The following is a 21,922-nucleotide window of genomic DNA, read 5'->3' on the forward strand; positions in this document are numbered from 1 at the left end:
CGGGGTGGTGTGCGTGATCATGACGACCATCGGCGTCGGCACTGCCGCTGCGGCGGGCCCTGTTGTTCCCGGGTTCTCGGGCGAGCGTGCCCTGGAGTTGATTCGCGAGCAATGCGCCCTTGGACCGCGCACGCCCGGTTCGCCGGGCAACTTGGAACTGCGGCGCCTGATCGAAGCCGCGGCGCGCAAGGCCGGGCTGCGCGTCGTCCCGGTCTGCTTCGAGGTGCCGCTGGGCCCCGGCGGATCGGCGATCGAGGCCTGCAACCTAGTCGTTTCGGCCGGGCCGTCCGGGGGCGAGCGCCTGTGGCTCGGCGCCCATTTCGACACGCGCCCCTGGGCCGACCGTGACCCGGTCGCCGCCCGGCGCAAGCAGCCGGTCATCGGCGCCAACGACGGCGCCAGCGGGACGGCCGTGCTGCTGCACCTGATCGAGTTGCTGGGGCGCACGCCGCCGCCGCAGGGCGTGGACCTGCTCTTCTTCGACGCGGAGGACTCGGGCGCGGCGCACGACATCGAAGGCTTCTGCCTCGGCAGCCGGCATCTCGTGGCCACGCGTGGGGATTTCGGCAGCCCCCTGGCGGAGGGATACCCGCGCGGCCTGGTCCTGCTCGACATGGTCGGCGAGGCCGGCGCCCGGATCCCGCAGGAGGCCTATTCACTGGAGCGGGCCCCGGAATGGACCCGCGCCGTGTTCGCCCGTGCTGCCTCGCTGGGGCTCACGGTCTTCGAAGCCGTGCCCGGGCGCGCCGTTTTCGACGACCACGTGCCGTTCCTCATGGCCGGCATCCCTGCGGTCGACCTGATCGATTTCGACTACCCTCAGTGGCACACCGCCGACGACACCCCCGAGCGCTGCTCAGCAGCCACCCTCGGGCAGGTGGGGCGGCTGGTGACCGACCTCGTCTACCGACCCTGATTGCCAGTATCGTTCCCGGGAACCGCGGCGCGAAATTGCGCTAAATGCCGACCCGCGGCGGCCGAAACCTGTCGTGCCTCATGACGGGTTCCGAGTCACCCATAAGGAGCGGGTACATGATCACCACGTGCACCGATTGCCACGCGCGCTACCGCCTGGAAGCCGACCGCGTGCCGCACCGCAAGATCCGCGTCCGCTGCCCGTCCTGCCGCGGCGTTTTCCAGCTCGACGGCACCGTTCGCGCAGTGAGGAAGCGGCGGCCCAGGCGCCGTCATTCCAGGCGCCGGCGACCCATGCGCCCGAGGTCCACGTCGAATCCCGCCAGCCCGTGCGCCCGGCACCCGAGCCGCACCGCGCCCCGCCGGCGCCGGCGCGCCCGCAGCCGGTCACCGCGACCCGCACGCCGGCCGCCGAGGTCGTCCGCGGGCCCGCGCCGTCGGGCACCGCGGTCATGGACCAGCCCGCCACCGCGCGTCGCCGCCGGAGCAAGGAAGAGATGCTGGCGCGCGCGCTGGTTTCCGACATTAAGGTCTACAACCGCGAGGTCTACGAGCGGGCCCTGGCCGAGGGGAACCTGCTGGACGCCCTCGGGCCCGAGATCAAGAAGTCGTGGGAGCTCTACAAGGAGAAGGTCACGCCCGAGGTGGCCGGCTCGACGGACTACTTCCGCGATGCGTTGAACGAGATCCTGGCCGACGGCCGGAACGTCTTCTAGTCGCATCGCGCTTTTCAACGGAACGGCCGCCTGCCTTCGTGGCTGGCGGCCGTTTCGTCTCACGGCGTCCCGTGGGGCGGGTGACCCGGTCCCGAAAGGCGCCGGTGTCAGGAAGTCCACTTGTCCTGGCTGATTTCCGCCAGGATGTCGTCGATCTGCTGCCGCACGCGGGCGTTGTGATCCGGTTCGAAGAGGGCCTGCTTGACCCGGCCCTGCGAGTCCTTCTTCACGTAGCGGAGCGCCTGCAGGTCGAGCATGGACATCAGGATGTCCTTGCTGACGCGCACCTCGACCGGGTTGCCGTCCTGGTTGGCTGCCGGGTTGTGGTAGGGGTGCATGCCGTTGCCCCAGCCGTGGACCACCATGGAGCACAGCAGCGCACGGAACGTATTCTGCCCCTGCACCGTCTCGAGGTCGAAATTGCCGCCCACCCGTTCGGTCACGCTGTCGATGACCGCGCAGAGCTTCTGCAGGAGCGGATCGTCGATCTCGATCTGCAGCAGCCGTGCGAACATCGTCTTGAGGATCTTGTCGGTGTTCGTGGTCATGAAGTGCTCCCGGGGCGGTGGTTTGGCGGTGGCGGCCCGACCGGGCAGGACGCCGTAGTGCCCTGTAATTCCCGGGCGATGTTGCAAAATGCTTGCCCGTTCCCGGGAAGGGAGCGGGATCTGATGAAATGACAAGAAGATACTTGTCGTTTCGTGGCACATCCCTTGCTTCGCATGGGTGTTCGCGCCCGCCCCGGCGGGTTTGCCAGCGCCGGTGATCACCAAGGACGGAAGTCGTGGCCACCACCCAGCTCACAGCCAGCCGTACCTGTCGCGTGCTCTATTACGGGCCCGCGAGCGCCGGCAAGCGCGCCAACCTGCGCGTCATCCACCGGTCGATCCCGCCGGAGCAGCGGCTGGCACTGGCCACCGATGACCCCGAGCGGCAGATCGCCTTCCGCGTCCGCCACGGCGCCCAGGGCGACTGGCAGGTGCTGGTGCAGGCAGTCGACGCGGGGCGCGAGCGGCTGCGCACGGCCGGGCGAGAGGCGCGGCCGCCCTTCGACGGCATCGTGTTCGTGGTCGACTCGAGCGCGGCCATGCTGGACCAGAGCCTGTCCGCCCTCGAATCGCTCAAGGCGTGGCTGGAGTCGTGGGACCTCGACCTGATGCGGATCCCCATCGTGATCCAGTACAACCGGCGTGACCGGCCCGACACGCTGCCGGTGGATCGCCTGGAGAGCCTGCTCAATCCCTGGGGCCTGCTGTCGTTCCCGGCCAATGCGGCCAACGGCGACGGGGCCCGCGAGACGCTGAAGGCCGTCCTGGGCCTGACGGTCAACCACCTGGCGTCGAACCCGGCCGCGGCCGCCCTTGCGTCGGCGCCGCCGCCGCCGCCCGAGCGGCCCGCTGCCCCGGCACCGGGGCCGGCCCCGTCCACGACGCTCGGTTTCGACTACGGTCCGCCGCTGCCCGGCTCGGAGGTCGGGAAATCGACCCGGGCCCTCAGCGATGCCATCTACCACGAACTGAGGCCGACGGTGATCGTGCCGGTGAAGATCCCGCGTCGTCTGCTGCAGGGCAGCACGCCGGTACGCCTGCTGCTCGAGGTCGAGATCGACGACGAGTCGCCGCTCTAGGCAGCGGCGCCCGTGGCTGCGCCCCGTCGCGCGATGCCTGCCCATGCCCTGCAGCCGGCCATTGACCGCCGCGCGCCCTGCAGCTAGATTCCGCTGATGACACCACGCGATCGTGACAACCAGCCTCAGGGCAACGACATCCCCGCCGGCGGCAGCCTGTTTCGAGAACGGGCGCCGGGCGGAGAATGCCGGCCGCCTGGACGAGGCGCGACGGGCCTATGAACTGGCCCTGGAGCAGGAGCCTGCCCGGCACGAGTGGCTCTATCGCCTGGGCTGCGTGCTCCTCAAGCTGGACCTGGTGGGCGACGCCGAGATGGTCTTTCGCCGGGCCGTCGAACTTGAACCCGATGCCCACGCCTACCTGACCAACCTGGGCGTCTGCTGCGATCGCCAGGGGCGTCGCGACGAGGCGGTCCTCTGGTATCGCCGCTCCACCCAGAAGGGCGCCGGCAGCGCCGTGGCCTTCCACAACCTCGGTGCGATCTACGCCGAAGCCGGTCGCTCACAGGAGGCCATCCGCGCCTTCGAATCCGCCATCGCGATCGAGCCCGATGCCGAGGGCTACCACAACCTCGGCCTGGTGCACTACGGGGCCGCCGAATACCTGCGCGCGCTCGAGTGCTTCGAGCGTGCCCTGGGCTGTGACGCGGGATTCACGCGCGGCCAGTACTACGCCGCGCTGTGCCAGATGAAGTGCGGCATGTACGCCGACGCCTGCAAGCGGTTCGAGGCCGCCTGGCGGCTCGACCCGCGGCTGGTGCGGGTGCCGTTCTACCTGGGTTCCTGCCTGCACAAGCTGCAGCGCTACGAGGAAGCCAGGCTGGCGCTCGAGAAGGCGCTCGAGTTCACGCCCGAGGACGGGCGCCTGCACTACCAGCTGGCCCTGACCTGCGACGCGCTGGGCATGCCGCAGGAAGCGCGGCTGCACTACAGCCAGGCGCGCGCGGCCCGCGAACAGCGCGGGACGGCCTGAGCAGCCGGAAATCCAGAGGATTGGACAGGGCTTCGGTAGGGGTCAGGCGGCGCCGACCGGCACTGCCGCGCCGAGCAGGCGCGTGAGCGTCGCCGAGACGCGTTCGTCGTCGAACGGCTTGATGATGAAATCGCGGGCGCCCAGCTTGATCGCGGCAAGGACCTGGTCCTTCTGGCCGAGCGCCGTGATCATGACGACCTTGGCTGCGGGGTCGGCGGCGAGGATAGCGACCAGTGCCTCGTTGCCGTCCATCGTCGGCATGGTGATGTCGAGCAGCACCAGGTCGGGCCGGAGCTTCGCGTGAAGGGCTACCGCCGCAGCCCCGTCGCCGGCTTCGGCGACGACCGTCCAGCCCAGGCCGTGGACGATGTCGCACAGCTGGCTGCGCGTGAATTCGGCGTCATCGACGATCAGGACGGCGTGGCTCACAGGATCCTCCGCGGGAACGCCACAGGCGTTCCGCTGTTCACCGGAAGCCGTTGCCGACGCTCGGCGGCGCGGCGGCTCGGGCAATGATCATTCCCGGACTCGGCCATGATCGACGGATCGGGGACCGACTTTACCACGGAGTGTCGCGTCGGCGCGGGCAGGTGGCCGCATTTTCAGGAGGTTTGCCGGATGTTGCGCAAATGGACGGTTTTGGGCCTCATGCTGTCGGCCCTGGCGACGGCTGCGGCAGCGGCGACGGACGCTGCGGGACCCGTCATCAGCGGTGCCGGCGCCCGGCGCGGCGTCGACGTGACGGTCTACAACCAGGACATGGCCCTGGTGCGGGAGACGCGCACCGTCGACCTGCCGGCGGGCGATGTCCGCCTGGAGTTCCGTGACGTCCCGGCCAGGATCAGCCCGGTCACGCTGCTGGTCACCGGCGGTGCGGACGGGCGCTTCGAACTGCTCGAGCAGAACTACGAATTCGACCTGCTTTCGCGCGAACGGATCCTCGAGAAGTACGTCGGGCGCGACGTGGCCTGGATCCAGGAGGACGGCACGCGCGTGCAGGGGACGCTCCTCGGCATGAGCGGCGGTCCGGTGTTCCGGGTCGGCAACGAGATCGTGTTCGACGTGCCCGGCCGCCTGGCCCTGCCGGAACTGCCGGCAAACCTCCGCGATCGTCCGACACTGGCCTGGCTGGCGCAAAGCGCCAGGAAGGGCACGCTGGACATCGAGGCTTCGTACGTGACGCAGGGGATGTCCTGGCAGGCTGACTATGTGCTGCAACTCGACGAGGCGGGCAAGCGCGGTGACCTGCAGTCCTGGGTGTCGGTGGACAACCGCAGCGGCGGTTCCTTCGAGGGTGCGCGCCTGTTGCTGGTGGCCGGCGACGTCAACCAGGTGCGGCCGCAACCCGAGATGTTGATGGCGATGGATATGGCCAAGGTCTCGCGCGCCGGGAACGCCTTCGTGGAGGAAGAGCTCTACGACTACCACCTGTACACGCTGCAGAACCCCACCACGCTTCTCGACAACCAGATCAAGCAGATCGGCCTGTTCGAGGCTTCGGGCCTCAGTGTGCAGCGCCATTACCGGGTAACGGGACAAACGTACTTCTTCCGCGGTATGGGCCGGCTCGACGACGCACCGGCGGTCGAGGTGTTCTATTCGTGGGCGAATACGCAGAAGAACGGCCTCGGCAAGCCGCTGCCGGCCGGTGTCATGCGGGTGTATGGACGTTCGTCGGGCGGCGGCCGCCAGCTGCTGGGCGAGGACCGCATCAAGCACACGCCCGTCGACGAGACGGTGGAGCTGCGCATCGGCAACGCCTTCGACATCGTGGTCGAGCGCGTGCGCACCGACAGCCGCAAGCTGGCCGAGGATCTCTACCGGCACAGCTTCTCGATCACCATCCGCAATCACAAGAGCGAAGCCGTCACCGTCGACGTGATCGAGCCGGTGGGCGGTTTCTGGGAAGTGCAGACGTCGTCGCTGCCGGCCAGGAAGGTCGATGCGTCGACGTTGTCGTTCGCCGTGCCCGTGCCGGCGAAAGGCGAGACGGTACTGACCTACAGCGTCGACGTACGCTACTGAGCGGAGCCGGACCGGCGCAGGCTGTCGCGCAGGCCGGTCAGGCGGGCATTGGCGGGGGACAGGACCAGGGCGCGGTCGATGGCCGACAGCGCCCCGGCCCGGTCCCCCCGCGGCGTTGCGGGCAATCGCCAGGTTTGCCCACGCCTCGAAGCCGCCATTGTCCAGCCGGGTGGCCTGCTCGAACCACCGCGCGGCTTCGCCAGGGCGGTTCATGCGCATGAGGCAGACCCCTGCGTTCAGCCGCGGGCCGCCGAGGCGCCGGTTGGCTGCCGCCGCGGCCTTGAAGCGTTCCAGCGCCAGGTCGAACCTGCCTTCAGCCAGCAACCGGTTGCCGAGGTTGTGCTGGGCCAAACCGTGCCGCGGCGCGCGCTGCGCGGCCTGCTCCAGGCAGGTACGCTGCGATCCTGTGTCGCCGGCCAGTCCGTGAAGGGATGCGGCCGCCAGCAGGGCATCCGCGGCGCGGGCAGCGCTGAGCCCCCGGTCGCGCGCTTCCTGTTCCTGGGCGCGGGCGGCGCGCATCAGTTCGCTTCTCTTGGCGGCTTCCTGCAGCGGCGCCGCGTCGGGGCCAGGGGGCAGGCTCTCGCGGCGCAGGAGCAGGCCGGCGCCTTCGGCGCTCTCGAGTTGCCAGCGGTGCGAGGCGAGGAGGTCACGGGCCAGCGTCGCAAAGGCGCCGTCGGGACCGGCCAGGCACACGCGGTCGACATGGCGCGCGTCGAGCAGCGCCAGGGCCTGGTCGCCGCCACGCTTGATCTCGAGGTACTCCCGCCACAGCGCCGGCGAATAGGCTTCGGTCCGCCCGTCGATGCAGAGCTCGGCCCGCGTGGTGCCGAGCAGCAGGCCGCTCGCGCCCAGGTTCGCGAACACGCGCGATGGCGGCTCCCGGCAAGGCGCCCGGCCGCGATCAGCGGGTACTGGGCAGTCGCCAGTCCGTCGCCGTAGCGGCGGGCGACGCCTTCGGCCAGGTAGAAGCCGTTGCTCACGATGCCCTGCGTCCACCAGGCGGCGCCCGCGACCACAGCCGTCGCCATGCCGACGGCCCAGGCCACGCGGGCGCGCGACGACAGTCTCGCCACCGGAACGCTGACCAGCGGCAACGAGGGTGCGTAGCGCATTCCGAGCAGGGCGAAGGCCACAGCGTAGGGGCCGAGGGCCCGCTGCGTGGCGAAGGCCGCCGCGGCCGTCGCCGCCCACAGCACCAGTCGCAGCAGGCCGATGCGCCGCCAGCCGGTGACGGCCAGCAGCACGCCGGCGATCAGGCTAAGCTTGAACAACAGGATCGTCGCGTGCAGCGCATCCGGACTGGCCAGCAACGGGGTCAGCTCGGCAACAGTGCGCCTGAGGTCGGCATCCGCGCCGCGGAACTGGCCGATCGCGCGCAACGGGAAGACCAGCCCCTGCCACCCGTTGGGGGTGGCCAGCAACGCGACGAGCATGGCCAACACGCCGAGGCCCGCTGCCCGCCAGGCCGCGCTGGTGGGCCGGCGCAGCCGTCCGTCGGCGGTGCCGCCGACGAGGCCGATGCCGACGATCAGCGGGGCCACCGAGGAGAAGCCATGTGCCTGGGCCCAGATCAGCACGAGCCACCACACACGTCCTGCACTTGTTCGCGGGTCGAGCCATCGGCGCGGCCGCAGGGCGCCGAGTCCATCGCGCGCGACTTCCGTGCCGAGCCCCTCGGTCCAGCGCACGAGCAGGACGATGGCGATGTACGACAGCAATTCAGGCCGGAGCATGAGCCGCGGCCACAGCAGCCCGAGGGCCGCAAGCAGCACCAGTCCGGTTCCCGGCGCCGCAGTCCCGTCCGCGCGGCCCTGCAGGCGCGCCAGGCCGCCGTCACCAAGGACGAGCAGCAGCGCCAGCAGGCCAGCCAGTGCTGTGCGCAGCAGGTTCCAGCCTGCGGCGTCAACCGCGGGCAGGGCGTCATGTGATGCGGTCGCATGCACCAGTGCCTGGAACAGCCATTCGTGGTTCAGCCACGGATGGCGCGGCTCGGTGAAGCTGTACTGGTTGAGTGCAGGCAGGGGGCCGTGCGCGAGCTGGTCGGTGCCGGCGCGGAGGTGGAACCAGATGTCGAGGTCCTCGAGGGGATGCCAGGCCAGCAGCAGGGCAACGGTCAGCACGGCGGCCACGACGATGCCCTGCAGCACCACACCCCGCGCCGGGTCGCCTGGCAGGGCGATCTCCGGACGCGGCACGGCGCGGTCGCCGCTGACGGTGCGGGACGCCTTCACTTCGCTTCGCCCCTGGGGGCCGGGAGCCGGGTCTGGACGCATCGAACCGCCGCCTTGTCTGGAAAGAGCCGCGGCAACCTTAACAGGGGCCGGGCCGTCGCACCAGCCGGGGAGCCGGTGCTTACACCTTCTTGACAATCTGGCGACAGCACGCAGGCTGCTTTTGCCAAATTGTCAAAAGTCGCCTGAAAACGTTTCCAGCCTTCGCTTAACGTGTCCTGATGTCGATGTAACAGATTGTTAAGGTGACACTTACAATACTGAACAAACATGCCCGGAAATGATGCGGCTGGTATACAACTTGTATAGAGGGGCTCAGGTCACAAAAGAAACACGCTCCCCGGCGCTGCCCGCCGGGACGCCACGGGAAGCGCGGCCCCACTGCCGGCGACCCAAAAGCCAAGCGGATGGAGAGGCAATCATGGCCAAGCCTGTCAAGCAGGTCCGGACGACGAAGAAGGCAGCCGTCACGTTGAGCGCGAAGGCGGCTCCGGCGGCGGCAGCGGCGAAGAAGGGCGTGGCGGTCAAGGCCGCCCCGCGGGCGCGCGCCAAGGCCAAGCGGGGCCCTCGTGCCGCCCAGGAGCAGGCGGCTCCCGCTGCCCAGCTGATGAGCAACCTCGACCTGTACTTCCAGGAGGTCAAGGCGTACTCGCTGCTGACCCGTGACGAGGAATGCGAACTGGCCCGCGGCATCCACGCGAACGACAACGAGAGCCTGCACAAGCTCGTGAAGGCGAACCTGCGCTTCGTGGTTTCGATCGCCAAGGAATACGCGCACTACGGCGTGCCCCTGGAGGACCTGATCAACGAGGGCAACCTCGGCCTGCTGAAGGCCGCCCAGCGCTTCGACGAGACGCGTGGCTTCAAGTTCATTTCCTACGCGGTGTGGTGGATCCGGCAGTCGATCCTCGCCGCGCTGGCGAACCACAGCAAGATCGTGCGCATGCCGCTGAATCGCGCGCGTGTGCTGAACCAGATCAAGAAGGCCAGCAGCGAGCTGCAGCAGAAGCTGCGTCGCAAGCCGGAGCCGGAGGAGATCGCGAAGTTCCTCGGCTTGTCGGTCGAAGAGGTCAAGGATACGCTGCCCCTCATGCAGGATAACTTCTTCCTGGATGACTTCGTGGGCAACGACGAGGACAGCACGTACCTCGACTTCCTCGAAGACACGGCGAGCGAAGGTCCGGACTCGAAGGTCCTGGACGACGACCTGAATTCGAGCATCGGGCGCATGCTCTGCGACCTCAAGGACCGTGAGGCCAAGGTCCTCAAGCTCTACTACGGGTTGGGCACCGACCAGGAACTGACGCTCGAGGAGATCGGCCAGATCATGGGCCTGACGCGTGAGCGCATCCGGCAGATCAAGGAAGAGGCCTTCGAGAAGATCAGGACCAGCAAGACCTTCAAGTACATGCAGGACTACGCCGAGGACCGCCAGGTCTGAGGGCGCGCGGAGGGTCCGATCGTTCCGGTGAGGCTGACCGGACAGCGGGCCGACAGGACGACCGGATGACGGGAAGACGAGCGAAGCGCGGGGACCCTGGCCGAGTGGCCAGGGTCCCCGTTTTTTCCAGCCGCGTTCTTGCCAGCCGCGTTTCCCGAGCGCGGGATCAGGCCTGCGTGATTTCCTCGGCCGTGACTGCGCCGGCGGTCGCCTCGAAGACCGCCGCAGTGAAGCCACGGCTCCCGGAATGGGGCAGCCAGACCTCCCAGGTGACTTCCACCGCGTAGTCCTCGGTCTCGGTGCGTCCGCCACGGGCGTGGAGCAGGTGCTCGATCACCCGCCGCAGCGGATACGGGTACCGCAGCCGGAACCGACGCCCGAGCGGCAGGTCGGCAACCGGCGCGGAGTCCAGGGCCAGTGCCGCGGCGCCGCCGTAGGCGCGCGCCAGCCCCCCGGTGCCGAGCTTGACGCCGCCGAAATAGCGGACCACCACGACGACACAATCGGTCAGGTCCCGCTTGCGGATGGCTGCGAGAATCGGCTCGCCGGCGGTGCCCGATGGCTCGCCGTCGTCATTGCGGTGTTCGAGCGGGAGCGGGCCGTGGCCCAGGCGCCAGGCGCTGCAGGCGTGGCGGGCATCGTGGTAGCGCCGCGCCACCCCGGCGATGGCCTCGCGCGCCGCAGCTTCGTCCGGCGCCGGGAACGCGAAAGCCAGGAAGCGCGACCGCTGTTCCGTCAATTCCCCCTGGCCGGGGCCGGCCAATACCCGAACGCTGTCCGGCAGCCCGGGCTCGAAGGTCGACTGGTCCGTCACGATCCGTCCTTTCCGCAGGCGGCCCGAAACCGTTCACCCACGGGGGCGTGGCCCGGCGCTATGCCGGCATCCTAACGTGCAGATGATTGGCAGGCAAGCGGTTGCCTCACGGGAGGAAATCTGTGGTTGGCATCGGGATTGCAAACTCCGTCTGTCCCGCGACGCCGGAATCGGCGCGGGCCGAAAGGACAAGTCCCGTGTCGTCTGCCGACCTTACCCGCACCACGCGTCCACTGGCCGTCGTCCTGGCGCTGGTCCTGCTCTGGACGTCCATGCCCGGGACGGCCTTCGGGGCGGGTCGGGCCGGGAGCGACCAGAAGACGAATCGCCGCCTGTCGTCCCCGGTCAGCCGCCTGAACCGACCCGAGGGCGAGCCGCCGTTCATCTGCGGGCACCTGTCGTTCGGCGGCACGTTCTCCCATGAGCAGGGGAATTTCGGTTACGGCGGTTCGGTTATCTTCCGGCCGCCGGCGGCCGCTGATTTCCTGGATTTCCTGAATGACTGGAACACGGGGCTCGTGTTGCAGGTTGACCGCTTCTCCCTGGGGAACGGCGGTCGCCTGCTTTCGGCCGACCTCCTGTTCCGCCGCTACCTGGCCGAGCGCGGCGGCACCGGCACCTCGATCCTGCCCTTCGTCGGCGGCGGCTTCGGCGCCACCAGCGCCTGGCCCGGAACCTCCGGTGATGCGCCGGGGCTCAAGTACTGGTCGCTCGTGCTGGAGGCGGGGCAGGAATGGCGCTTCGACGGAGGCTGGCTGCTGCTCGCCAAGGGGCAATTGCGCCTGCTGCGCCAGGACGGTGTCGACTGGTCGACCTGGTCCGTGCTGGTCGGGGCCGGGTTGCCGTTCCCCTGGTAGTTGCCGTTTCCCCTGGTAGAGCGCCGGGAAACCTGCTGGCTGGCGGGAACGGATCGTCTATACTCCCGGGGTCAGTGAATTCCACCACGCTCTTCCGACGCGCCCGCTGCCGGGCAGCGCCCGCGAGGTTTCGCATGGGCCCGCTTTCGCAGTCCCGCATGGCCACTTCCCGTGTGCGCCCGGCCTGCCTGTCCATCCTTCTTCTGGCCGTCATGATTCCGGGGGCGGTGCTGGCCCAGTCGGAACTCAGCTATCGGCAGTATCGCGACCTGGCGGCGCTTGCGGACCGGTTCGAGCATGTCGCCCAGTTCGAGCCCCTGCAGGGTGAGCCGGGCATGTTCTTCGCGATCGCCGAACGCTTCGGCACAGTGCAGGTGCTGAAGGCTGACGGACGCGGCGTCCGCACGGTCTGGAAGAGCAACCAGCTGGCAGGCATTCCCGAGGAAGTGATCGTTGCCGACCTCAGCGGCGACGGACTCGACGACGCGCTGTTGTGCCGTACCTCGGCCGCGCGGATCTACGCGTGGGCGCTCGATGAGTTCTCGCCGCTCTGGGAATCGCTGTCGGGTGAGTACGCGATCGTGCAGTGCTTCACGGCCGCCAACGTGGACGAGGACCCGGCAGCGGAAATCGTGATGATCGCCGACCAGCGCATCGTCTACGTGGACGGCGGTTCCTTCACCAAGCAGTTCACGAGCATCAACGAGTATTCCGCCACGCAGATCCGCTGCGGCGACGTGGACGGCGACGGCAGCGCCGAGGTCGTGCTCAACTCGGGCAAGGTCGTCGATGCCCGCTCCGGCGATGTGGAGTGGGAGGATGAGCCGTTCTTCGGCCAGATCGAATTGCTGGACCTCGACGGAAACGGCGTTCTCGAAGTGTTGACCGAGACGCCGGGCGGCGGCCCGCTCAAGGTGTTCGATATCGGCGGCCGCCGCGAGGTGCGCTTCCAGTAGGGCGGGCAGCCGCCTCAGCGCACACTCTGCATGAGGGCCAGCATTTCCGGCGCCGGCACGAAGCCCGTGGCGCGTGCGTGCAGGATGGCGCCGCGGCTGTCGATGAAGATCACGCGCGGCAGGCCGGTTACCTGGAACTCGGCCTTGATCGCGGCCATCTCGTCGTCGTCGGTCGCGGTGGCGTCGATCTTCACGGTCGCCCAGCGCTGCGACTCGGCGACGACCGCAGGATCATTCCACACCGACTTGTCCAGCTTCTTGCAGTAGACGCACCACGAAGCCCAGAAGTCGACCAGCACCGGCTGTCCTGCCGCGCGCGCAGCAGCGCGGATCGCCTCGAGCCGCGCCGAGGCGTTCGCACCCGTTGCGATCACGTCCCAGGCCACCTTGCCCGCGTCAGCGGTCGCCGTTGCCGGCGCGTTTCCCGACGGTGTCGCGCTCCCGGTCGCCGTGATCGTCGCCGGGGCAGTCCGGGGTGCGTTTGCCGCGGCAACGACCGCCGATTCACCGTGACCGGCCACCGGGCCGATTGCTGTTTGCAGGGGCGAAGGCAGCAGGAACCCGTGGGCCAGGAACGATCCGACGAGCAGCCACAGCCCCGCCACGAAGACCACCAAGCCCAGGGCCATGCGGGTGCGCGGCCACCAGCCCCAGCCTTCCTGCGGCCGGTCGAACGCACCCATGAAGACGGCCGTCAGGATGGCGGCGGCGCCGGCCAGGGGATAGAAGACGGCAGCCGGCAGCACGGCGCCCGGCCGTACGAACCAGAACGCCATGACCACCAGCAACAGGCCCATGCCCTTCTTCACCGTGTCCATCCAGCCGCCGCTGCGGGGCAACGTGCCGAGCAGCGCGGGGAAGGTGCCGACACCGATCAGCAGCATGCCCATGCCGAGCCCGAACGTCAGCAGCGAGAAGAACCCGAGCACCCAGTTGCCTGTCGTGGCGACCCACACGAGCAGCGCTGCCAGGAACGGGCCGACGCACGGCGAGGCCACGAGCCCTGCGACGAGGCCCATCGCGAAGACACCGAAGATGCCGCCGCGCGCGCCGCCGGGTCCGGCCAGCCGGTCGCGCAGGAAAGCAGGTGCCTGGAGTTCGAAGGCGCCGAACATGCTGAAGGCGAGCACCATCAGCAGCACGGCAATGGGCGCCACGACCACCGGGCTCTGCATGAAGGCGGTGATCCCGCTGAAGACCGAGGCACTGAGGGCGCCGAGCACGGCGTACACGAGCGCCATGCCCAGCACATAGGTGACCGAGAGGCCCAGCCCGTGGAGCGCGCCCTTTTCCTGGCTGCGTGCGCCGATCACGGCCAGGGTGATGGGGATCATCGGGTAGATGCACGGCGAGAGACTCATCAACAGGCCGAAGCCGAAGACGAGGACCAGGAAGAACGGCAGGCCGCGGCGGTCGAGGAAATTCTGGATGCGATCCGCCGACCAGCCCTCGCCATAGGCGCCCGTGACGGTGCCCTGCCAGGTCGCGCTGAGGGCGCGGGCATCGACGGTCGCACCGGTCACCGTCACTTCGGTCCGATGTTCACCGGTCGGGGCATTGCCCGGCACCGGCGCGGCCCATTCGAGCAGGAGCGCACCGTTCTCGCCCGGCGTGACGCGGAGCGGGTACGGCTCACCGACGAATCCCGGTGCGTCGGGAAGGGTCACCTTCACCTGCAGGCTGCCGGAGTCGAGGAATTCGTCGTCGGCAGGGGTCACGACGAGGTCCAGCACCAGGTCACGCCCGGGCTCGATTTCCGCCGTGCGCGGCGTCACCTGCAGGTCCAGCGCCATGGCCGGCAAGGCGGCGGCCAGGAGCGCAATCGTGAACAGGCGGGCGCAGGCGGGAACAAGGGCGGCTCTGGCGGACTTCATCGCGTTCTCCCGGGTCGGCTGCGCAGGTTTGCGGCTGGCGTTGGGGGTTCGGTTGCGCCTAGAATAAGCCATATAGGCCGCGCGACAAGCCCGGGTTCCCGGCGTGTCGGGTTGGAACACAGCGGCGCCTGCAGCGGCGGGCGCCGGACAGGTGGCTGGCACTTCCCACATTGGAGTCGAGATGCGTTCAGCAGGACAGGATCTTCGCCGGTTGCGGCCGGGAGCCATGGTCGCGATCGCCCTTGTCGTCTGTATCGCGGGTTTGTTCGGCTGCGGGAACGGGCAGGCCGCGTCCAAGGGGGCGGGGGGCCGCGAAGGTTCCGCCCTTCCTGAAGTGAAGCTGACGGCGCTGGACGGCCGTGAGTACACGACCGCCTCGCTGCGCGGCAAGGTTGTCGTGGTCGATTTCTGGGATACCTGGTGCGGCCCCTGCCTTCGCGCGATGCCCCACCTGAAGGAACTGAGCACGAGTCACCCGGACGACGTGGTGGTCATCGCGGTAGCGCTCGGGCAGGAGGGAGAGGCGAAGGTGCGCGACGTCGTCGCAAAGCTGCAACTGCCCTTCCCGGTGATGATGTTCGAGGCGCAGGGAGACCTGACGGCGGCTTTCGGCGCCGTCGAGCAGTTGCCGACAACTTTCCTGGTCGGGCCTGATGGCGTGATCCAGCGCCGCTGGGTCGGGTCGCAATCGCTGCCTGTGTACGAGAGGGCGGTCAAGGCGCTGTTGCCGTCGTGAAGCGGAGTGCAGGTGAGGCCGATGGTCCTGGTGCGCACGGATGACAAAAAGAAGAACCCCTGGCTGTGGCGTGAACCCGCAGCCAGGGGCTAGAGAGCGCTGATCATTTTCTCAACCACCAAAAGAGATCGAGCAACGACAAGGCCAGCACGATGATTCCGGTTTCCATCTCGATCCCCCCCTTTCTGCGGTTGGGGCCGGAAGGGACACCAGCACAGGGATCGGATCGCGCCGGGTCGGCTTGAGAAATTCCCTCAGGGACTGGGAGAGGGGCCTCCGGTGCATCCGGGAAATCATTAGCAATATCGGGGCCGAATCGGGCATCGTGACGTTAATTACTTTACTTGCAATAGCATAGCTGTCTGGTCGTCTGAGCGGTGGTGATGGCCGAACGCACTGATGGTGGCAAACACCCGTTCGAGGACGCCCGATGGATCGTCGTCCAGGTCACCCTCCACGAGGGCCAGCAGGCGCTCACTGTCGAAAAAGCAGCCTTCCGGATCGCGCTGGTCGGTGAGGCCGTCGGTGTAGAGGAAGAGGCGGTCGCCGGGCATCAGGGCCACGGTACCTTCGCGATAGGCGAACTCGGGTTCCACGCCCAGGACGGGGCCGCCCTTGCGCAGGTGCTGGCGGCGCGGCGCCTGCCGGCGCAGGAGCACCGGCGGATCCATGCCCGCGTTGCAGTAACGGAGCAGACCCGCAGCCGGATCCCAGACACCGTAGAAGAAGCAGATGAAGTGGCTGGGACCGACCAGCGACGCCACCACGGGGTTCATGTGCGAGACCACATCGCGCGGCGGGGCGCCTTTCTCGGCAGCCAGCCGGAAGGCGACGCGCAAGGAACTCATCATCAACGCCGCCGGGATCCCCTTGCCCGAGACATCGCCGATGGCGAGTGCGAGGCGACCGCCATCCATGGTGAAGTAGTCGAAATAATCGCCGCCCACGGTGCGGCACGGCTCGTTGCGTCCGCAGATCGTGCCGTGCGGGGTGACCAGCGGCGCCACGGGCAGCAGGTTCGCCTGGATGCCGCGGGCCACCGCCAACTCGGTTTCCAGGCGCTTGCCGCGCAGCCGTTCCTCGTACAACTGGCGACTCTCGACCACGGGGCCGGCCTGCACGGCCAAAGCCTGGAGGTTCGCAATATCCTCCTGGCCGTAGAGCTGACCGCCGGCCTTGGGTCCGAAGGCAAGGAAGCCGAGCAGGCGGTTGCCCGACACCAGAGGTACGAGCAGCGAGGCGTCCAGTCCGCGGAGCAGTTGCCACGACGGGTCGTCGGGCCGGCCGCCGGGCCCGAGATCCTCGAGCTCCTCGCAGAAGACGGGCCGGCGCACGCGGTCGAGGAGGAGGGTCAGCGGGTCGTCCGGTGGCAGGGACGGCAGCTGGGGCGCTCCGGGCGTTGACGCGGGCCAGGAGGTCCGCAGGCTGAAGCCCTTGCCGGGGGCCGGTGCCGCCAGGACGATGGCGAACGAGCGGGGGCGGAAAAGTTCGCCGAGCGCCGCAGCCAGGTGTTCCAGCACGGAATCGGCCTCGATCAGGCCCGTCAGGCGATCCGCCAGGCGGGCAATGGCCTCGCGGTTCACCCGTCGTGAAGGGTAGAACGCCAGGTCGACGAGGCGCTGCACGCGTTCACGCAAAGGCGCGACAACGAGGGCCGTACCCGCGACCAGGAGCACCAGGACATAGGACGAGTCCACGCCGAACTGCGTCGACAGGAAGGTGCCGACGGCGACCGTCACGAGCAGGTAGCACACGACAATGAGCGCCGTCAGTGAGCCGTAGATAAGCCCGATGCGGACCACGAACGCCGTGTCGAGCGCGCCGTAGCGCATGATCGCCAGCGCAAAACTGGCCGGCACCAGCAGCAGGGACAAGCCGAGGTAGCGCAGATGGGGCACGCTCGAACCTGGGGCCAGGTTGCCGAGCGCCATGGTCACCAGGAACGGCACCAGACCGGCAGTCAGGCCGGTGAGGATCACCAGCATCTTCGTGCGGCGAATGGGTCTGTCGCGGCGGAAGGCACCGCGTCCGAAGCGGCCGAGACCGATCAGGAAACACGCGAGCATATAGATCAGCGACACGGTCTCGATGACGGTATCGATGCCACCGTGAGGGCGCTGGCCGCGCAGGATCTCGTTTGCCGAGGTGAGGCCGAACAGGACCCAGGCAGGGATCATGATCCAGCGGTGCGGCGCGGCGCCGTCGGCGCCGGTCCGCCAGGGCGAGGGGAACTGGAGGAAGAACCGCAGCACGTAGGCTGGCAGGAGCATCTGCAGCAGCGCGCGCAGGTGGTACTTGACGTTGACGTAGCCGATGCGGTCCACGTCCGGGATGTCGATCAGGAAAAAGGCGAAGATCGCGCACATCGCGAAGAAGTGGCGGGCGACCGGGTCGGCGCGCCGGGAAAGGACCCACCAGCCGATGAGCAGGAACGCCAGGCCGCTGACCCACTGCGTGTACTGCGTGATCATGACCGCCTGCGAGGGCGGATCCGGCCTGACGACGACGGCCACGGTGCTTCCGTCGCGCTGCAACTGCAGCGCCAGCGGCTCCAGGCGATAGTGACCGGCGGTTGCTGCGTAGTAGTCCATCATGCGCGCCAGGGGGCGGCCGTCCACCGTCAGCAGGCGATCCTCCGCGCGAACCCCGGCGCGGTCGGCCGGGCCGCCGGGCTCGACGCGCAGCACGCGCAGGTCGAGGACGGATAAGCCGTATTCTGCGCGACGGGCAATGTGGAAGGTGATGGGCAGGGACAGGGCCAGCATCATCGGCGCCAGCAGGAGCAGCGCGATGGTGCGCGTCACGCTCTCGAAGCGGGTTTGGCGATGCCCGGCTGGGTGCCGCACAATGAAGCTCCGCGCATGGGGGCTGTCGGCCGGCGTGGTCCCACGCCGCGCTGCCCGATCCTACCACGAAATGCTGGAGATCCCAATGGTCGAAGGCGGGGGATGGCTTCCTGGGAAATGAAAGGGGCCCGGCATTGCCGGGCCCCTTGGGAACGATCTGTCGGAATCGTGGGACTAGCGGAACAGGGCCTTCACGCCACCCCAGGTCTCGCCCTCGATCGCCACGGCGCAGTCGCCGTTGATCGTGGCGACGGGGAAGGTGCGGCCGCCGGTCGACTGCCGCAGTTCCTTGATCGAATCGATGTTCGCGCCGTCCAGATACGCAGGCACCTTCTCCGGCAGCGAATGGAAGAACACGCCGTCGATGAAGAACTGCGACGGGGTCGCGGTGTCCGTCAGGTAGAAGTCGAGGACCGCGATCACGACGGCCGGGTACGTGTACGGGTTGATCAGCGGCGCGAGCGTGCCGACGATGTACTCGCCGGGCAGCAGGCCGACGTTGACCGCGGAGCCCTGGATACCCACGTTCGTCAGGAAGATCGGGCCCGTGGTCGTCAGCTTGCATTCCCAGCCATGCACGCCGGCGGGGCTGGTCGGGTGCGTGATCACCAGGTAGCCGCGGTGCGCGCCGACATCCATGGAGATGCAGTTGTTGCAGGCACAGGGATCGAAGTAGACGCCGATGCCGTCGTCATCCGGATCCAGCTGGGCATAGGAAACACCGGCGAGGGCCGGCAGAATGAACAGCGCGAGAAGCAATTTCCTCATGACAATCCCCCACGGTGTTGGGTCTCGTAGCTCAACTGTTGACGAGACAGCCCGGGCGAACTCCTGCTCGTTGCTCAGCTAAACTACCCGAAACGATCCGCGATGGGAAGCATAATTTTTACCTGTCTCGGCAAATTTCTCGTGAATCGAGGCAATGATTGTTTAACTTGTTGTATTTAATGAATATATATACGATTTGACCCTCGCAGCCAGCCGGATACCGGTTCTTCAGGCGGCGTTGCGGGTCCAAACCCGTTGCCCCCCCGGCGGCTGGATGCTAGTTTCCCAACTCACTGGTTGGCCAGCGATTCCGGCATTCCGCTGAACGTCCCGACAGGAGCGCATCCCGTGTCTGAACTCCGTGAGATGGCCCAGTATACCCCCGGCGGCCTTGAGGAAAAATGGTACCGGCGTTGGGAGGAGGCCGGGCTGTTCCAGCCGGCGGCCGATACCACCGGCGACCCGTTCGTCATCACCCTGCCGCCGCCGAATGTCACGGGAATCCTGCATATGGGGCATTGCCTGGGGAACTCTGTCCAGGACACCTTGATCCGCTGGTCCCGCATGAAGGGCCGGCCCACGCTGTGGGTGCCGGGTACCGACCACGCCAGCATCGCCACCGAACAGGTGGTGTCGCGGCAGATGGCCGAGCAGGGGCTCAACAAGCGTGAGGCGGGCCGCGAGGAGTTCCTGCGCCGGGCCTGGGAGTGGAAGGAGCAGACGCACGGGCGCATCACCACGCAGATCCGGCGCCTGGGCTGTTCGCTCGACTGGAGCCGCGAGGCGTTCACGATGGACGAGGCGCGCAATCGCGCCGTCACCGAGGCCTTCCTGCGCCTGCGGGAGAAGGGGCTGATCCACCGGGACGTCTACCTGGTGAACTGGTGCCCCCACGACTTGACCGCGATCAGCGATGACGAAGTGGAACACCGCGAGGTGGAGGGCAGCCTTTGGCACCTGCGCTACCCGCTGGCAGACGGGTCGGGGCATGTCACGGTCGCGACGACGCGGCCCGAGACGATGTTCGGCGATGTCGCGGTGGCTGTGCACCCGAACGATCCGGAGCGGAGCCGCTTCATCGGCAAGCTCGTCAGGCTGCCGCTGACCGATCGCGAGATTCCGGTGATCGGCGACCACCATGCCGATCCGGAGAAGGGCACCGGCTTCGTGAAGATCACGCCGGCGCACGACCCGAACGACTTCCAGGTCGGCCGCCGGCACGGGCTGCCGCAGGTCGTGTGCATGACGCCGTCGGGCGTGATGAACGAGCAGGCCGGCCGGTTCGCCGGCCTCGACCGCAAGCGGGCGCGCAAGGAAGTGGTCGCGGCTCTCGAAGCCGAGGGACTGGTCGACAAGATCGAGAAGCACGTGCACCAGGTGGGCCACCACGACCGTTGCGGCACCGTGATCGAGCCGTACCTGTCGCGGCAGTGGTTCCTGCGCATGGACCAGTTGGCGAAGCCGGCGCTGGCGGCCGTCGCCGACGGCGAGATCCGGCTCTATCCCGAACGCTGGGTCGGTGTCTACAACAACTGGATGCAGAACATCCGCGACTGGTGCATCAGCCGGCAGCTGTGGTGGGGGCACCAGATCCCCGTCTGGTACTGCCAGGACTGCGGCGCCGACATCGCTGCGGCTGCGACGCCCCAGACCTGCCCGAAATGCGGGAGTGCGAAGCTGGAGCGCGACCCCGACGTACTGGACACCTGGTTCAGCAGCTGGCTCTGGACCTTCTCGCCCCTGGGCTGGCCGGAGCAGACCGACGATCTCAAGCGCTTCCATCCGACGTCCGTGCTGGTGACGGCCGCGGACATCATCTTTTTCTGGGTCGCCCGCATGGCCATGGCCAGTTACGAGTTCCTGGGCGAGAAGCCGTTCGGCGAAGTGTTGTTCACGGGCATCGTGCGCGACGGCCAGGGCCGCAAGATGAGCAAGTCGCTGGGCAACAGCCCCGACCCGGTCGACCTGATGGACAAGTACGGCGCCGATGCGCTGCGCTGCAGCCTGGTCATGCTGACGCCGACGGGCGCCGACGTCTTCTTCGACGAGACGACGCTCGAGGTGGGGCGCAACTTCTGCAACAAGATCTTCCAGGCCACCAAGCTCGTGCTGGGCTCCTGGGACGAGGCCGGCCTGGGCGCCGGCAGCGAGCAGCAGCCGGCCGCGCCGCGTGAACTGGACCTGGCGACGGTGGCGCCGGCCACCGGCTGGGACGCCGCGCCGGCCGCGTCGCTGGGCGCACTCTGGCGAGGCGTGTTCGGCGGCGAGTTGCCGGTGGCGGTGACGGACGACGACCTGGAGCCGGCCGACCGCTGGCTCATCGCCCAGTTGCACCGCGTGACGGCCGACTGCGATGCCAACCTGGAGCGGCGCCGGCTCAACGATGCCTCATACGAGGTGTTCAATTTCTTCCGCCACGAGTTCTGCGACTGGTATCTCGAGGCGATCAAGCCGCGCCTGAGGGACGAGTCGCGGCGCCAGCCGGTGCTTCTCGTCTCGGTCCTGACCCTGGGGATCTCCTACAAGCTGCTGTACCCGGTGATGCCGTTCATCACCGAGGAACTGTGGAGCTGGCTGCCTCCGGCGCGCGGCTTTCTGATGACCTTTTCGTTCCCGGTCTGCACGGGGCCGGCGCCTTTCGCCGCGGAAGCCGCGTCGTTTGCCGAGGTCATGGAGATCGTGGGCGTGCTGCGGAACCTGCGCGCGGAACTGGGCGTCGCACCGGGACTGCGCGGAGAAGGCGTGCTGCGGCCGGCCGACGCCGGTCGTTGCGGGGCCCTGCGCGCGCAGGCGCCGCTGGTGGCGCTGCTGGCCAAGCTGGAAAGCGTTACCGTGTCGGCTGGCGGAGACGCGCCGGACCCGGCAGGGATCGGTGTCGCGGGCGCCGTGGAGATCTACCTGCCCATGAAGGGGTTGGTCGACCTCGACAAGGAGCGCCAGCGGTTGCAGAAGGAACTCGACAAGCTGCAGGGTTGGCTGGCAGGGACGCGGGCGAAGCTGGGCAACGAGAAGTTCACGGCCAACGCCCCGCCGCAGGTGGTCGCGCAGCAACGCGAGATGCTGGCCGAGAATGAGGCGAAGGCCGCAACGATTGCCGAGCGCATCAGGTCGCTGACCTGAGGCGCCGGCCGTCGCGGCAAGCT

At 68.3% G+C, this 21,922-nt stretch carries 17 protein-coding genes; 10 read left to right on the top strand and 7 right to left on the bottom strand.

From position 1 onward, the window contains the following. Positions 1-13: 13 nt before the first annotated feature. Positions 14-916: a M28 family peptidase gene (locus tag IPG61_04275; protein MBK6733294.1), complete on the top strand. Its 903-nt coding sequence runs from the start codon at positions 14-16 to the stop codon at positions 914-916. A 116-nt stretch (positions 917-1,032) separates the two neighbouring features. Beyond that, entirely contained in the window at positions 1,033-1,596 is a 564-nt protein-coding gene (locus IPG61_04280) for a zinc-ribbon domain-containing protein (GenBank protein ID MBK6733295.1), read from the top strand. Between the two features lie 142 nt (positions 1,597-1,738). Here the strand turns inward: IPG61_04280 and IPG61_04285 are convergent, their stop codons facing one another. Further along, a complete protein-coding gene (locus tag IPG61_04285; protein ID MBK6733296.1) occupies positions 1,739-2,179 on the bottom strand; it encodes a hypothetical protein in 441 nt (146 codons plus the stop codon). A 236-nt stretch (positions 2,180-2,415) separates the two neighbouring features. On the opposite strand from IPG61_04285, the gene IPG61_04290 reads away from it, so the two are divergent. Further along, entirely contained in the window at positions 2,416-3,258 is an 843-nt protein-coding gene (locus IPG61_04290; protein ID MBK6733297.1) for a hypothetical protein, read from the top strand. A 112-nt stretch (positions 3,259-3,370) separates the two neighbouring features. Further along, positions 3,371-4,231: a tetratricopeptide repeat protein gene (locus IPG61_04295; GenBank protein ID MBK6733298.1), complete on the top strand. Its 861-nt coding sequence runs from the start codon at positions 3,371-3,373 to the stop codon at positions 4,229-4,231. A 42-nt stretch (positions 4,232-4,273) separates the two neighbouring features. Here the strand turns inward: IPG61_04295 and IPG61_04300 are convergent, their stop codons facing one another. Further along, on the bottom strand, positions 4,274-4,660 hold the full coding sequence (locus tag IPG61_04300) for a response regulator (GenBank protein ID MBK6733299.1): 387 nt from the start codon (positions 4,658-4,660) through the stop codon (positions 4,274-4,276). Between the two features lie 189 nt (positions 4,661-4,849). On the opposite strand from IPG61_04300, the gene IPG61_04305 reads away from it, so the two are divergent. Further along, the gene (locus IPG61_04305) at positions 4,850-6,256 is read left to right on the top strand and encodes a DUF4139 domain-containing protein (GenBank protein ID MBK6733300.1); all 1,407 of its coding nucleotides are present in this window, start codon (positions 4,850-4,852) and stop codon (positions 6,254-6,256) included. 518 nt (positions 6,257-6,774) lie between these two features. On the opposite strand, the gene IPG61_04310 is transcribed toward IPG61_04305, so the two are convergent. Further along, entirely contained in the window at positions 6,775-8,487 is a 1,713-nt protein-coding gene (locus IPG61_04310) for a hypothetical protein (GenBank protein MBK6733301.1), read from the bottom strand. A 607-nt stretch (positions 8,488-9,094) separates the two neighbouring features. On the opposite strand from IPG61_04310, the gene IPG61_04315 reads away from it, so the two are divergent. Continuing rightward, the gene (locus IPG61_04315; GenBank protein MBK6733302.1) at positions 9,095-9,928 is read left to right on the top strand and encodes an RNA polymerase sigma factor RpoD/SigA; all 834 of its coding nucleotides are present in this window, start codon (positions 9,095-9,097) and stop codon (positions 9,926-9,928) included. A gap of 166 nt (positions 9,929-10,094) precedes the next feature. On the opposite strand, the gene IPG61_04320 is transcribed toward IPG61_04315, so the two are convergent. Next, a complete protein-coding gene (locus IPG61_04320; GenBank protein ID MBK6733303.1) occupies positions 10,095-10,742 on the bottom strand; it encodes a YigZ family protein in 648 nt (215 codons plus the stop codon). A gap of 197 nt (positions 10,743-10,939) precedes the next feature. Here IPG61_04320 and IPG61_04325 point away from each other — a divergent pair, with 197 nt between their 5' ends. Then, positions 10,940-11,599 carry a hypothetical protein gene (locus tag IPG61_04325; protein MBK6733304.1) on the top strand — a complete coding sequence of 220 codons (660 nt, stop codon included), beginning with the start codon at positions 10,940-10,942 and terminating at the stop codon, positions 11,597-11,599. A 158-nt stretch (positions 11,600-11,757) separates the two neighbouring features. Then, positions 11,758-12,555: a hypothetical protein gene (locus IPG61_04330; GenBank protein ID MBK6733305.1), complete on the top strand. Its 798-nt coding sequence runs from the start codon at positions 11,758-11,760 to the stop codon at positions 12,553-12,555. A 14-nt stretch (positions 12,556-12,569) separates the two neighbouring features. On the opposite strand, the gene IPG61_04335 is transcribed toward IPG61_04330, so the two are convergent. Beyond that, a complete protein-coding gene (locus IPG61_04335) occupies positions 12,570-14,429 on the bottom strand; it encodes a thioredoxin family protein (GenBank protein MBK6733306.1) in 1,860 nt (619 codons plus the stop codon). Positions 14,430-14,655: 226 nt separating this feature from the next. Between IPG61_04335 and IPG61_04340 the strand changes: the two genes are divergently transcribed. Beyond that, positions 14,656-15,165 (top strand): TlpA family protein disulfide reductase, encoded by a 510-nt coding sequence (locus tag IPG61_04340; GenBank protein MBK6733307.1) that lies wholly within the window; start codon positions 14,656-14,658, stop codon positions 15,163-15,165. A 335-nt stretch (positions 15,166-15,500) separates the two neighbouring features. Here the strand turns inward: IPG61_04340 and IPG61_04345 are convergent, their stop codons facing one another. Both IPG61_04345 and IPG61_04350 read right to left on the bottom strand, forming a co-directional pair. Continuing rightward, on the bottom strand, positions 15,501-18,011 hold the full coding sequence (locus IPG61_04345) for a SpoIIE family protein phosphatase (GenBank protein MBK6733308.1): 2,511 nt from the start codon (positions 18,009-18,011) through the stop codon (positions 15,501-15,503). Between the two features lie 174 nt (positions 18,012-18,185). Beyond that, positions 18,186-18,779, bottom strand: coding sequence for a hypothetical protein (locus IPG61_04350; protein MBK6733309.1), 594 nt, complete (start codon positions 18,777-18,779; stop codon positions 18,186-18,188). Between the two features lie 348 nt (positions 18,780-19,127). Between IPG61_04350 and IPG61_04355 the strand changes: the two genes are divergently transcribed. After that, positions 19,128-21,899, top strand: coding sequence for a valine--tRNA ligase (locus IPG61_04355; protein ID MBK6733310.1), 2,772 nt, complete (start codon positions 19,128-19,130; stop codon positions 21,897-21,899). The last annotated feature ends 23 nt before the right edge of the window (positions 21,900-21,922 follow it).

The organism is bacterium, assembly GCA_016703265.1.
Taxonomy (GTDB): Bacteria; Krumholzibacteriota; Krumholzibacteriia; order LZORAL124-64-63; family LZORAL124-64-63; genus CAINDZ01.